Origin of the sequence: Desulfobacula phenolica, assembly GCF_900105645.1 — a bacterium.
GTDB lineage: Bacteria > Desulfobacterota > Desulfobacteria > Desulfobacterales > Desulfobacteraceae > Desulfobacula > Desulfobacula toluolica.
This window is the reverse complement of the sequence record NZ_FNLL01000007.1, coordinates 187985-201251: the sequence shown is the minus strand read 5'-3', so window position 1 is coordinate 201251 and position 13267 is coordinate 187985. Positions and strand designations below refer to the sequence as shown.

Sequence of the window (13267 nt, the reverse complement as noted above, 5' to 3'; positions counted from 1 at the left end):
GTTACGAAACTGTTGTGATATTAAAGAACTCTTTTATTTCATCTTCTTTTCGTCTCACTTGGTCTATGATAAGCTTTGCTATTGATGGATTGATACCGACTTTTTGAATAGAATTTTTGACTGCAACTGGAAAAGGGTTCCCGCTATGGCCTATCCCTGCCTTTTGAGTCAGATAATCCGCCAGATTTATAATTAAAGCGTGATGCTTGAATTTTGGGGGGGAAGAATCAGGGGTATGATGGAACCTGCAGGGCATCAGAATAGATTGGGGAAAATTCCATCGCTTCATCAATAGGGCTGAAAGTACGGCATGATCCAGTTTGAATAAGGCATTTTCAGCAAAATACAACGGTTTTTTTTTCTCCATGGCAAATTGCCTGACTTTCCTGTATTCATCCCTGAAATATATGGAAAACATAACCTTTCCCATATCATGAAGCAGGGCAGGAATAAAAATTTTTTTTGAAAGTTCGGGATTTTTTTTTTTTGCAATTTCTTTAGAAACTGTGGCTACACCAATACCATGTATCCACAAAGCTTTCATATCAAGGCTGAGTCCTGATTTGTCCGTGAAAGTGGAAAGTATCCCCATGCCCAGAGCAATGCCGACAATTTCATCAAATCCGATAACTATGATGGCTTTTTTTATGGTATCAACTTTTGTTTTTTGTGCATAGTAAATGGAGTTGGCAAGTTTTAATAATTTGTTTGTCATTCCCTGATCAAAGGAAATAATATCAGCAAGTTCTTTAGTTGTTGTTTTTTCATCTGATGCAACCGTGATAATTTTGTCAATAACAACCGGAAGAGTCGGCAGATCGCTCTTTTTTTTTTGAACCAGTTTCAGAATTTGATCTTTTATTTCCATTCAATCCTTTAAGTTTCAAATATTATGTATTAAAAGAAACTTTATGGAATTGCAAGGAATCTTTTGCATGGCCTTTTTTTATTTCATCAGGATAACCAATGGCAATGATGGATTCAATCAGTATTGTATCCTGTGTCAGGTTTAAAAGTTCTTTAATATAAGTCTCCGCAGTTTTGGAATCGCTATGGGCTCTTTTTCTGATTTGTATCCAACAACTGCCAAGTCCCAGGTCATGTGCTGCCAGATGGATAAAGACAGACGCAATGGATGCATCTTCAATCCAGACATCGCTTTTGGATGCATCACCACAGACCAGAATTCCAATGGCAGCTTCTTTTAAAAATCCTGCACCGTGGGGTTTTGCTTTGGAAAGTTGTTCAAGGATGATTTTATCGTCAATAACAATAAATTCCAATGGGTTGATGCTTCTTGAGGAAGGAGATCTCAAGGCAGCTTCAATTAGTGTGTTTATTTTTTCTTTTTCAACAGGCCTGTCCTTGAATTTTCGGATACTTCTTCTGCCTTTAATCAGATTTAAAAACATGGTTGATTCCTCCAGGTATTAATGAAAACGGGTAATATTAATATTGTTTTGCAATTGCATCTCATCGAATTTTTTTCTTGCCATTTGTTTGAATTTATTTCGTGTCACAGGCCATAACAAGAGTAATCCAAACACATCGGTGATAAGTCCGGGGGTTAGCAGTACGACACCTGCAATGAATATAATAACGGCATCAACCAATTCTTCGGCCGGCATAAGTCCCTGTTGCAGGTTCATCTTAAGTTTAATCATGGTATTCATGCCTTCTATTCTGGCAAACCAGGCTCCTAAAAATCCTGTCAGGATAACCAGTAAAATGGTATTGAACCCTCCAATGACGGTTCCGACTTTTATTAAGAGATAAAGTTCAATAACTGGGATCAGGGTAAAACATAAAAACAGTTTTAAAAGCATTTCTTTGGGCTCCTTATTTTGGGGGCTAATATATCTCACATAATGGTACTGAAACCTTTTTTGTCAAGTTTTTGACAATACGTTAAAGTACTGTGAGACAGGCACCCGGACTCCAGATGTTTTTGATATCTTCTCTTTTAACGGATTTATTGATGATACCAAGGAAAGAATTTCTGGAAATTTCAGTGGCTCCCATTCTAAGCAGGTGACTGGTTGTAACCTGACAGTCAATCAGGTCAAAACAAAATTTTTTTAAATGGGTTGCAAGTGCAACCAGAGCAATTTTGGACGCATCACTTTCAAAAGAAAACATGGATTCACCGAAAAAAGATCCGCCAAGGCAGACACCATACAATCCGCCGACTAATTTGTCTTCTCGAAAGGTTTCAACGGAATGAGCATATCCCAGTGTGTGAAGCTTTATATAAGCATCTATCATTTCATCTATAAGCCAGGTGCCTTCGGGTTCATGTTTGCGTGGTTTTGCACAGGCGGTAATGGTTTGTTCAAATGCAGAGTCAACTCTGATATTAAAGAGATTTTTTTTTATTTTCTTTTTCAGGCTTTTTGAAATATTGATGTCTTGGGGAAATAGTACAAGCCGTGGATCAGGGGACCACCATAAAATAGGTTCATCTTGTGAAAACCATGGAAATATTCCGTTTTCATAGGCAAGCAGCAGTCTTTTGGTCGAAAGATCTCCCCCGATGCATAAAAGGCCGTCAGACCTTGCAAGCCAGGCCGGGGGAAAATCTAATTTTTTTGATAATCTGAAAAGGGGCATTCAGCTTTTATATGTAAAATTCATCTTGTTATTTCTGAGACCAATGGATATCTTACCCCCTTTTTCCAGACTGCCGAAAAGAATTTCATCTGTGAGTCTGTCTTTTATCCTGGTCTGGATAAGTCTATCCAAAGGTCTGGCACCAAACTTGGGATCATAGCCTTCTTTTGCAAGAAATGTTCGAACTTTTGCCGAATAAGTCAAGGTAATATTTTTAATCTTGAGCATGGATTTAAGTTCTGTCATGTTCTTGTCAACAATCATTTCCATGACCTTGAGGGACAGATGGTTAAACTGGACAATACCGTCAAGCCGGTTTCTAAATTCAGGGCTGAATGTTTTTTCAACAGCTTTTAAGCCCTTGGAGTCCATATCTGATACCTGGGAGCCGAATCCGATGGCGTTGGAACTCATTTCCCTTGCACCTGCATTAGAGGTCATTATGATGATAACATTCCTGAAATCTGCTGATTTGCCGTTGTTATCTGTCAGGGTTGCATAATCCATGACCTGTAAAAGTATATTATACAGATCCATATGGGCTTTTTCAATTTCATCCAGCAAAAGAACACAGTGGGGTGATTTTCTGATACCGTCAGTCAAAATTCCGCCCTGATCAAATCCTATATATCCCGGTGGGGCACCGATCAGCCTGGAAACAGCATGTTTTTCCATGTATTCGCTCATGTCGAATCTTAAGAATTCTATCCCCAGTTGATAGGCAAGTTGTTTTGCCACTTCTGTTTTACCCACGCCTGTGGGTCCCATGAAGAGGAACGAGCCAATGGGACGATCCGGGGCTGCCAATCCGGCTCTTGACCGTTTGATGGACGTGGTCAGGGTTTGGATGGCATCATCTTGTCCAAATATGACTTTAAACAGTTTTTTGGGCAGGGATTCCAGGTTGGCTTTGTCTGTCGATGTAACGCTTGTGACCGGCACTTTGGCAATTTTTGCAACAATGTTTTCTATATCTTTGGGGCTGACTATTTTTCGATGCCCCTTGCCTTTTAACCGAAGATAGGCTCCTGTTTCATCAATTACATCAATGGCTTTGTCCGGCAGGAACCGGTCATTGATATATTTGTCAGAAAGATAGGCCGCAGCTTCAATGGTTTCTGCCGGGTAGGTCAGGCCGTGGTGTTCTTCGTATAAAGTTTTCAGTCCGGTCAATATTTGAGTGGTTTCCTCAAGGGAAGGTTCCGGTACTTCAATTTTTTCAAATCTTCTTGAAAAAGCCCGGTCTTTTTCAAAATGATTCTTATATTCTTCATAGGTTGTGGTGCCGATGCATTTAATATCTCCGGAAGAAAGAGCCGGTTTTAAAATGTTTGAGGCATCCATTGAACCGCTGGTGGTAGCACCTGCACCGACCACCGTATGGATCTCATCAATGATCAGTAAAGCGTTTTCCTTTGCTTCAAGAGCATTGATAACATCTTTGAGCCTTTGTTCAAAATCACCCCGATATTTTGTTCCGGCCAGAAGAGTTCCCATATCAAGGGAGAACAATTCGCAATTTTCCAGCAGATCCGGCACTTCCTTGTTGTTTATTTTCAAAGCAAGTCCTTCTGCAATAGCGGTTTTTCCAACGCCGGGATCTCCAACAAGGATAGGGTTGTTTTTTCTTCTGCGGCAAAGCACCTGCATAACCCTGTCTGTTTCATCGGCTCTTCCGATGAGAGGATCAATTTTTTTGTCCAATGCCTTTTTCAACAGATCTGTTGTGAAAATTTCCAAAGGATCTTTCTTTGTTTGCCGTTTGGGTTTTATATCCGTCGGTTTGAATATTTTTTGTGAAGGATCCATTGGCGGAGTTGGTTTTTTTACAGGTTCCGACGTATGCGAAATATATTTTAAAACGTCAAGGCGGGTAATTCCTTCAGATTCGAGGTAAAAAGCGGCATGGGAATCTTTTTCCTGGAAAATGGATGCAAGAATATCCCCTAAATTGACTTCGGTTTTTTCAGCGGATCTGGCCTGGTTGATGGCCCGCTGTATCATCCGCTGGAACCCGATGGTCTGCTGTAAAACATATTCTTCTTTGGAATCAATTTTTGTTAATTTTTCATCAAAGAATTTTTCAAGTTCTTCTTTTATCTGTTCAGGACTGCCACCACATTTTTCAATTGTCTGGGCACCTGTTTCATGGTTAAGGATTGCATAAAGAACATGTTCAACACATACATACTCATGCCTTCTTTTTTTTGCTTCCCGTACGGCAAAACCGAGAGCTGTACTGAGTTCTTTGCTTATCATACCTACTCCTTTTCCATAGTGCTTTTTAAAGGAAAGCCTTTATTGCTTGCCAGGTTGTGAACTGTTTCTACTTTGGTTTCTGCGATTTGCCTTGGATAGATACCACAGATTTCCTTTCCCTTATTATGTATATTAAGCATCATTTGCGTTGCTTTTTCAAGTGATTTTCCAAAAACGTTTACAAGAATTTCCACAACAAACTCCATTGTTGTATAATCATCATTATGGAGAATGACCTTATACATGGGCGGCGGGACTTTTTTTGTCCTGGAAGAAACGTCCTCTTTTGTTCTGGAATCAGTGGATGTCATTAATTTTAAACTCCTAACGCATACAACATTTTTTATATTTTTTACCGCTTCCGCAGGGGCAAGGGTCATTTCTTTGTACTTTTATAGAGGATCTTTTTACGGGTTGTTGTATGCTGGACCCGTCTGAATGGGAAAAAGTAAGATCATCTTGTTCTTTTTTTTTTATGTCCTCTATCTGGGATGAAGTTGATATCCGGATTTTGAATAAAATATCCACTATTTCTTCTTTTACCGTTTCCATCAAACCCTGGAACATATCAAAGCCTTCTTTTCTGTAAATCCGTAAAGGATCCTGCTGTGCATATCCGCGCAGCCCAATACCCTCCTTTAGATGGTCCATGGACAATAGATGTTCTTTCCACCGGGTATCAACGGTTTGAAGAATGATATGCCGTTCGATTTGTCTTGTGATCTCTTCTCCAATGGATGCTTCTCTTTGGTTGTATGTTTCTTTTAATTGCTCAAAAAGATTTTCTGACAGTTGTTGTGCCGTAAAATTATCATCAACTGCAGTTTTAAGTTCAGGGTTAATGTTAAACAATTGTTTGATTCTGTTTTCAAGGCCTTCAATATCCCATTGCCGGATAGGAGTTTTTTCCACGGCAAATTCATCAACAACATCATAAGCTTTGTCTTCAATCATTTCCAAAACAACCGGTTTTAAGTCTTCTTCAAGCAATGCTTTGCGTCTTTGCCGGTAAATGACCTCACGTTGCTGGTTCATTACATCATCATATTCAAGCAGGTGTTTTCTGATTTCAAAGTTATGACCCTCCACCTTTGACTGGGCATTTTCTATGGCTTTGCTGATAAAAGAATGTTCAATATGCTCGCCTTCTTCAATGCCAAGTTTGTCCATAATTGCATGGATTCTGTCTCCGCCGAAGATTCTTAAAATATCATCTTCCAAAGATAGATAGAATCTTGAGGAGCCCGGGTCACCCTGTCTGCCGGAACGGCCTCGAAGCTGGTTGTCGATGCGTCTGGATTCATGGCGTGATGTTCCCAGAATATGGAGTCCGCCAAGCTCTTTAACTCCTTCCCCAAGAACAATATCCGTACCGCGGCCGGCCATGTTGGTGGAAATGGTTACGGCACCTTTTTGGCCTGCATTGGCAACGATTTGGGCCTCTGCTTTATGATGCTTGGCATTTAATACCGTGTGTTTGATACCTCTTTTTTTGAGTTGTTTGCTCATGTCCTCTGAAATATCAATAGAAATAGTTCCCACAAGAACAGGCTGACCTTTTTTGGAAAGCCGTATGATCTCTTCTATGGCAGCAGCATATTTTTCTTTTTTTGTTTTATATATCAGATCAGGATAGTCTTTGCGTACCATTTCCTGGTGGGTTGGGATGACCAGAACATCAAGGTCATATATTTTTTTAAATTCAGCAGCTTCGGTTTCAGCCGTACCTGTCATACCCGATAGTTTGTCATACATCCTGAAAAAATTTTGAAAGGTGATGGAGGCAAGAGTCTGGTTTTCATTTTCAATTTTAACGTTTTCCTTTGCTTCGAGGGCCTGGTGAAGTCCTTCACTATAACGTCTTCCGGTCATCAGCCGCCCTGTAAATTCATCAACAATAATAACCTGATTATTTTTAACAATATAATCCGTATCCCGTTTGAAAATTGTGTGTGCTTTCAGGGCCTGGTTCAAATGATGGAGAAGTTCTATATTTGCAGGATCATAGAGATTATCCACTTTGAGAAAATTTTCACCCTTGGCAATTCCGTCTTCTGTTAAAGAAACGCTTTTTGATTCTTCATCAAGTGTATAATCAGTGTCTTTTTGAAAGGATGGGATAATTGTATTGACCTGGGTATAAAAATGGGTTGATTTTTCACCCGGTCCTGAGATTATAAGCGGTGTTCTGGCTTCATCAATCAGAATGCTGTCAACCTCATCAACAATGGCAAAATTAAGGTCTTTCTGGGCAAGGGAGTCTTTGTCGAATTTCATGTTATCCCTGAGATAGTCAAACCCGAATTCATTGTTTGTGCCATAGGTTATGTCCGCACTATATGCAGTTTTCCTTTCCTGGTCGTCAATGTCATGGATAATCGCACCTACGCTTAATCCCAGGAAATTATAGATCTTAGCCATCCATTCGGCATCCCTTTTGGCCAGGTAATCATTTACCGTAACAATGTGAACCCCTTTTCCTGATAAGGCATTAAGATAGGCGGGAAGGGTGGACATCAATGTCTTTCCTTCGCCTGTTTTCATTTCAGCAATGCTTCCATTGTGAAGTGCAATACCCCCAATCAGCTGAACATCAAAGTGGCGCAGGCCAAGAGTTCTGACAGAGGCTTCTCTGACCAGGGCAAAAGCTTCGGGTAAGATATCATCCAGTGTTTCTCCGGCTTTCACTCTTTGTTTGAATTCTATTGTTTTGAGTGCAATCTGCTCATCAGACAATCTCTGCATTTGAGGTTCAAGATGATTGATCTGTTCGACAACCGGTTGGAGCTTTTTTAAAATCCGGTCATTATTGGAGCCAAATATTTTCGTAAAAAAATTGAATAGCATTTAATGGGTTACCTATAATTAAAATATGTTTTTATATGTTTCATATGAAAACATATAAGCATTAATCGGGTAAATTAAAACAAAAAATTTCAATTAATTTTGTATTTTGATAAAGAATAAAAATAATATGGACTAATTCAGAAAGTATTTTAAGGGATTTACAGGCGTACCATTAAGTCGGACTTCATAATGTACATGGGGACCTGTACTTCTTCCTGTATTGCCGAGGATACCGATGACCTCCCCTCGTTTAATCTCCTGGCCCTGTTTAACCAGAATTTTTTTCAAATGCCCGTATTTGGTGATCCGACCATGACCATGATCAATCATAACCATATTGCCGATATACATTTTGTGGGCAGCATAGGAAACTCTGCCGTTAGCCGTTGCAACGATTTTTGTCCCGCTTCTGTTTGAGATATCCACTCCGGAATGAAATTCTTTTCGTCCGGTAAAAGGGGATTTCCGATATCCGAATTTGGAAGTGATCCATCCGTCAACCGGTTTTATGGAAGGCGTGGATGCCAGAAGGTTTCTTTTTTGTTCAAGCAATTTAATAAGATTTTCAAAATCAAGCGCTTGTTTCCGGGCTGCAATATTTGTTTGGTTGGTCTGTCGGTGCATTTCACGCATCAGGCTGGTATGTTTCTGCTCCAACGGAATATCCGGGTCAAGCTCATCTTCGGGGATGCCCCCGATGCCGATCAATCCGCTGGAATCACTGGTCTGCTTAATATCGGCTATAATCCTTACTTTATCTTCAAATTTAGACAGATTGCCAACCTGTTTTTTTAAAATTTCTATTTCACCGGCAAAGGTCTGGATTTGACTTCTCTGGCTTTTGATTTCATTTTCCTGTTTGATGATGGTGTGATTTAAAACAGTGTTGTTCCATGAGACATTTTTCAATCGACAGTAGTCGTATCCAATGAAGGCAGCTCCTGCAATCGCAGAAAGGATCATGAGAAGCAGCCCCCCAAATACTGATTTGCGGATAGAAAATTCCCTGATATCAGAAGTGTCGCCGGAATGAAACCATATTTTAATTGCCCTTCTCATTATGACCCTTCTTAGTTAGAATTTTTTTAGATGTCAAGCACAATAATCATTACAAAGGCCCTTGAACCCGATTCAAACCGGTTTTATCATCTAAGCCAAACATGATATTCATATTTTGAACCGCCTGGCCGGCAGCTCCCTTTAAAAGGTTGTCAATGGCGGAAACCATAATGAGTTGGCGACTTGTTTCATCAAAGTGAATGCCGATATCGCAGCAATTTGTCCCTTTAACATGAGAAATTGCAGGATACATACCTTTGTTGAGAAGCCTTACAAAAGGTTCATCTCCATAATAGTTGTCATAGGTTTTTCTTATTTTATCCTGGGTTGCTGTGTCAGTTACCCGGGCATAAATTGTTGACATCATTCCTCTTGTCAAGGGCAGCAGGTGAGGCACAAAGGTTATGGAAACCGGCTGCTGTGAGTGCAGGCTTAAAATTTCATTGATTTCCGGTGTATGCCGGTGGTTTCCAACTTTATAGGGATTGAAGGATTCATTGGCTTCACAAAAATGAGCGGAAAGCGACAGGGAACGTCCTGCACCGCTTACCCCTGATTTTGAATCTGAAATAATGCCGGCAGGCTGGATCAACCCCTCCTTTAAAAGGGGAAGCAGGGGCAATAGAATGCTTGTGGGATAGCAGCCCGGGTTGCCCACAAGGGTTGATGCTTTGATCTGGTCTCTGTATAATTCGCTGAGACCATAGACGCTTTGTTTTAAAAGGTCTTTTGAGGTATGTGTCTGGTAGGCTGACTCGTAAGCTGCGGCATCTGTAAATCTGTAGTCAGCGGATAAATCAACAACTCTTATGTTATTTTCCAGCATTGTGGGTACATGCTGCATGGAGACTTTGTGCGGTAGTGCTAAAAATATGACGTCTATTTTTTTTGAAAGTGATTTAATATCCAAGTCTTCACAAATAAGGTTTTCAAACCCTCTCATTGAAGGAAAAATATCTGTTAAAGATTTGCCTTTATAGCTGTTGGAAGTGACAGCACACAATTTTGCTTTTGGATGATTGGAAATCAGTTTGACAAGCTCAACTCCTGTATATCCTGATGCTCCTGCAATGCCTACGTTGATCATATGGTTCCTTCTTGTTTGAAACAATTTAAAAGTCTTTTGCTTAGCAAATAGACTAATTTTTTTCAAGAATCAATTTTATTTTGAATCAAACTTCATTTTTTTAATGGCTGTATTCTACCAGTGTGTGATCTTCTTCTTTCAGTTCCGTGTTAATAATACCGGATATCACATCCCAGTCTCCTTTTGCCAGTCCCGCACCAATCTTTGGATAGCCGATTCTCTGATTGGGAAACTCTTTTTTTATCCGGGCAAAGAGTTTTTGGACGGCACCATAATCAACCAGAGGGCCAGGGCCTGAAAAATCATATTGGGTATAACCGTTAACAATGGTAAAGCGTTTGCCGTTTCTTTCAATGTGAGCCAAAGAGTATGTCCCCAGCTTTTTTTTGTCTCCTGTTTTTGTCTCCTGATCCGCTTGGTATGCCTCGGGAAAATCATCTCTGATCAATTTTGCAATCCCCGCTCCCATAGTACAAAAGCAGTTACAGCCATGGATAATGACATCAAATCGTCCGGCCAGGGTCAATTGAATCAGGTCTCCTTTTAATATGTTCATTATTAAATTATCCTCATTTTACACCAAAAAAAACTAATAAAGACTCTGGCTTAAAAAACTCACACAGTGACTTTCAGTTTGTGTTGTGGTTAAATCTGGTTATGGGCAAATCCGGGAGAAAGAGTAAGTCTGCCCGTTGAAGTTATTTGCAATAGGCTCTTAAAGCTTTTGGGACTATTAGCATATCTGCAATATTTTTCAAGAATTTTATTGGGCGATATTTGGTTTGCTAAGCAGATCAGGGCAAAAAAATGTAATTTGTAATTATAAAAAATAATATTAATTTAAAAGAAATAGGGTTTATGTATGGCGACATGCGTATGTGTGTAAAAATCTCCATCAAACTTGTAGATGATATATCCCATCTGGCCGGTGCCATTGTAAAAACGAATCATATTGGGTAGTATTTATTTCTTGCATGCTTATTGTTTAACAAGGAGTAAATATGAAAATAAATACTGTTAAAAAAATAACGGATTGCAAATATCTGAATCTTTTTTCAATTTGTTACAATGATCGGGTTAATCATGAAAAACAATGGATTTTTGCATCAAGATCAGAAAGGTTAAATCCCTTTGAACAAGATTATACAAAACCAAATGCGGTTGTTATTGTTCCGTATCACATACAAGAAAAAAAATTGGTGGTGATAAAAGAGTTCAGGGTTGCCATTGGCGGTTATCAATATGGATTTCCTGCAGGACTTGTCGATAAGGACGAGTCTGTTGAGCAGGCAGGAAAAAGAGAGTTGTTTGAAGAAACCGGTTTAACAGCAACAAAAATATTAAAAAAAAGTCCTGCTGTTTTTTCATCTTCCGGTATGACTGATGAATCCGTAAGTATGATGTTTGTTGAATGCAAAGGCCATCCCACAAGCAGTTTCAATGAAGCATCCGAGGATATTGAGGTTATGATGTTGTCCAGAAAACAGGCATCGGATATCATATGTGACAACAAAATCAAATTTGATGTGAAACTCTGGATTGTTTTGAATATTTTCGCCTCGCAGGGGATAATTTAAATGTTTTCTAATTTTTTATATTTTCTTATTGCCTTGGTCATATATACAACCTCTGATCTGTTTGGAACGGCTAAAACCTTTGATCCTGTTTGTCTTTTTGACGGTCTTGCAGTCAGTGCATTATTTGTGCTTATTTGTTTTATTGCATTTAAAAGGCTGGAAAAAAAATCTGTTGAAAATCCTTATGAAAACATTGATCATCTCATAGACACTTATACCTCAAGGTTGTCTGTGATTGCTTTGGTGATTTTTGCCATAAATATTTATGGATTTCAATTAAATCGTATTTTCAGCGGGATAGTTTTTTTTGATGCTGTTCCAACATTTGAAGCCATCCTTTTTCTGGGGCTTTTTCTTTTATATCTCATGATTGTCTGGAATGCGGCATATCATGTGCAAAAGAAATATTTTTCAAGCAAAGTGTCGAAAAAAAATTTTATTTTATCCAATCTTTCGTTTTCATTGCCGGCTCTGCTGCCCTGGTTCTGCCTGTCACTTATTGCAGATATCCTTGGTTTTTTGCCCTGGCAGCCGTTTAAAACGTTTTTACAGACCCCTGCCGGTGAAATCTGCTACATTGTCCTGTTCCTTATCACCATTGCTGTTTTCGGCCCTGTGTTAATCAGGATGGTATGGAATTGTCACCCCCTGGAGCCTGGATATGCAAGAACCCGGATCGAAACTCTCTGTCAAAAAGCCGGGTTGAAATATTCGCAAATTTTAAGATGGGAATTGTTTGGCGGGACAATGATCACTGCCGGGGTGATGGGTATTATCGGGCGGTTTCGGTATATTCTTGTTACACCCGCATTACTCAATTCATTGAATGATGATGAACTGGATTCTGTTATGCTGCATGAAATCGGTCATGTCCAAAAATATCACATGTTATTTTACCTTTTCTTTTTTTTAGGATTTATTGCCTGTAATTTTGTTTTTTTTGAACCTATTATGCTGTTGTTATATATACTGGAACCGGTATACGACCTTTTTGCCATGATTGGTATCGAAAAGGTGGCTGCTCATTCGATCCTGATCATTTCGACACTGATTGGATTTTTTGTTTTGTATTTCAGATTTGTATTCGGGTTTTTTATGAGAAATTTTGAACGTCAGGCAGATCTTCATGTCTATCGCTTTACCCCTGATGCTTCACCTCTTATTTCAACTTTTTATAAGATCGCATCCTTTTCAAGGCAATCCATTGAAAGACCTAACTGGCACCATTACAGTATCGGTCAAAGAGTAAGATTCCTGGAAAAATGTCAATCAAGCCCGGCTTTGATTCAAGCCCATCATTCATATGTTAAAAAAATGATTATCGGATATTTTATCCTGATTATGGTAATTTTTGGGTTTGGATATTCAATTAATTACGGTGTGATCAAGGAATCATTCGGCAATTTTATAGCTGAAAACATTCTTTTTCAACAGCTGGACCTTGATCCTGAAAATTCGGATTTATATGCAGTTGTCGGTGATTATTATTACAATAAAAAAAACTATGAAAAAGCCATTGATTCATATGAAAATGTTTTGAGGGTTGATCCTGAAAATATCCATGCATTAAATAACCTGTCCTGGCTTTTTGCAACCTGTCCGCAAGAAGAGTACAGGAACAGGGAAAAAGCCCTGGAATATGCGGGAAAAGCCCTGGCGCAAAAACGAGAAGCCTTTATTTTAGACACTTATGCAGAAGCATTGTTTGTGAATAATGATATCCCTAACGCGGTAACCGCAGCAAAAGAAGCCCGGCAGCGTTCGAAAGATAAAAAAGAGTATTATGATGGTCAGCTGCAGCGATTTGAGAAGATGTTAAACCCCTGAA

12 protein-coding genes are annotated in these 13267 nt (G+C 39.3%); 2 read left to right on the top strand and 10 right to left on the bottom strand.

All coding sequences use genetic code 11. The annotated features are described in order from the left end of the window. Position 1: 1 nt before the first annotated feature. From BLT94_RS13265 to BLT94_RS13220, 10 genes are all read right to left on the bottom strand, one after another. A complete protein-coding gene (locus BLT94_RS13265; protein WP_092234955.1) occupies positions 2–868 on the bottom strand; it encodes an HDOD domain-containing protein in 867 nt (288 codons plus the stop codon). A gap of 22 nt (positions 869–890) precedes the next feature. Then, entirely contained in the window at positions 891–1412 is a 522-nt protein-coding gene (locus BLT94_RS13260; protein ID WP_092234952.1) for a nitroreductase family protein, read from the bottom strand. An 18-nt stretch (positions 1413–1430) separates the two neighbouring features. After that, complete coding sequence (locus tag BLT94_RS13255; RefSeq protein WP_014958373.1) at positions 1431–1826, bottom strand: FxsA family protein; 396 nt, start codon at positions 1824–1826, stop codon at positions 1431–1433. 82 nt (positions 1827–1908) lie between these two features. Further along, the gene (aat, locus tag BLT94_RS13250; protein WP_014958372.1) at positions 1909–2610 is read right to left on the bottom strand and encodes a leucyl/phenylalanyl-tRNA--protein transferase; all 702 of its coding nucleotides are present in this window, start codon (positions 2608–2610) and stop codon (positions 1909–1911) included. Then, a complete protein-coding gene (clpA, locus tag BLT94_RS13245; protein WP_092234948.1) occupies positions 2611–4869 on the bottom strand; it encodes an ATP-dependent Clp protease ATP-binding subunit ClpA in 2259 nt (752 codons plus the stop codon). A gap of 2 nt (positions 4870–4871) precedes the next feature. Next, positions 4872–5180: an ATP-dependent Clp protease adapter ClpS gene (gene clpS / locus BLT94_RS13240; RefSeq protein ID WP_014958370.1), complete on the bottom strand. Its 309-nt coding sequence runs from the start codon at positions 5178–5180 to the stop codon at positions 4872–4874. Positions 5181–5193: 13 nt separating this feature from the next. Further along, entirely contained in the window at positions 5194–7716 is a 2523-nt protein-coding gene (secA, locus tag BLT94_RS13235) for a preprotein translocase subunit SecA (RefSeq protein ID WP_092234944.1), read from the bottom strand. A 132-nt stretch (positions 7717–7848) separates the two neighbouring features. Next, positions 7849–8775, bottom strand: a complete 927-nt coding sequence (locus BLT94_RS13230; protein ID WP_092234941.1) for a M23 family metallopeptidase — start codon at positions 8773–8775, stop codon at positions 7849–7851. Positions 8776–8824: 49 nt separating this feature from the next. Continuing rightward, positions 8825–9862 (bottom strand): N-acetyl-gamma-glutamyl-phosphate reductase, encoded by a 1038-nt coding sequence (gene argC / locus BLT94_RS13225; protein ID WP_092234938.1) that lies wholly within the window; start codon positions 9860–9862, stop codon positions 8825–8827. A 100-nt stretch (positions 9863–9962) separates the two neighbouring features. Beyond that, a complete protein-coding gene (locus tag BLT94_RS13220) occupies positions 9963–10418 on the bottom strand; it encodes a macro domain-containing protein (RefSeq protein ID WP_092234936.1) in 456 nt (151 codons plus the stop codon). A 445-nt stretch (positions 10419–10863) separates the two neighbouring features. On the opposite strand from BLT94_RS13220, the gene BLT94_RS13215 reads away from it, so the two are divergent. Beyond that, entirely contained in the window at positions 10864–11439 is a 576-nt protein-coding gene (locus BLT94_RS13215; protein WP_092234933.1) for an NUDIX hydrolase, read from the top strand. Continuing rightward, on the top strand, positions 11440–13266 hold the full coding sequence (locus BLT94_RS13210; protein WP_092234930.1) for a M48 family metallopeptidase: 1827 nt from the start codon (positions 11440–11442) through the stop codon (positions 13264–13266). It abuts the gene before it with no gap. Position 13267 lies beyond the last annotated feature (1 nt).